Origin of the sequence: Streptomyces sp. 13-12-16 (assembly GCF_002114215.1) — a bacterium.
Taxonomy (GTDB): domain Bacteria; phylum Actinomycetota; class Actinomycetes; order Streptomycetales; family Streptomycetaceae; genus Streptomyces.
Genome location: NZ_NCTE01000974.1, coordinates 1 through 487 on the forward strand (window position 1 = coordinate 1; position 487 = coordinate 487).

1 protein-coding gene is annotated in these 487 nt (G+C 78.6%); it reads left to right on the top strand.

Translation table 11 applies throughout. The features are described 5' to 3' along the window. The coding region (locus B7767_RS33415; protein ID WP_085575381.1) for a hypothetical protein at positions 1 to 487 on the top strand (487 nt) is incomplete at both ends.

Below are 487 nucleotides of genomic sequence, written 5' to 3' on the forward strand. Positions count from 1 at the left end.
CCGGCCGCGCCGGAGGCGTCGACGCAGGCGGAGCGGGGGCTGCCGGTGCAGGTGTTCCTGCTGTGCGGGTCGTCGCTGGTGGCCGTCGACCGGACGGTGCGGGTGCCCGACGGGGCGGCGGACTCGCGGCGCGCGCTGGTGGCGCAGGGGCTGCTGGACGAGTTGTCGCGGGAGCCGTCGGCCGCCGAGCAGCAGACCGGGTACAGCACGCGGGTACGGCGTGGGACGACCGTGGGCGGTCCGCGGCCCGGCGACCCCGAGGACACGCTGCGGCTGAGCACCGCGCCCGCGGACCTCACCCCCGCCGGGCTCGCGCAGATCGTGTGCACCTTCTCCGACTCGGCGGCGGCCGAGGGCGGCGGCTCGGTGATCCTGGGCGGCCCCGACGACGCCCGGCCGCGCCGCTACGAGTGCACGGACGAGGTCCGGTCCCGTCCGGGCGAGGAGGAACCGCCGTCCTCGGAGGCCACCGGCGGGGGGAACCGCG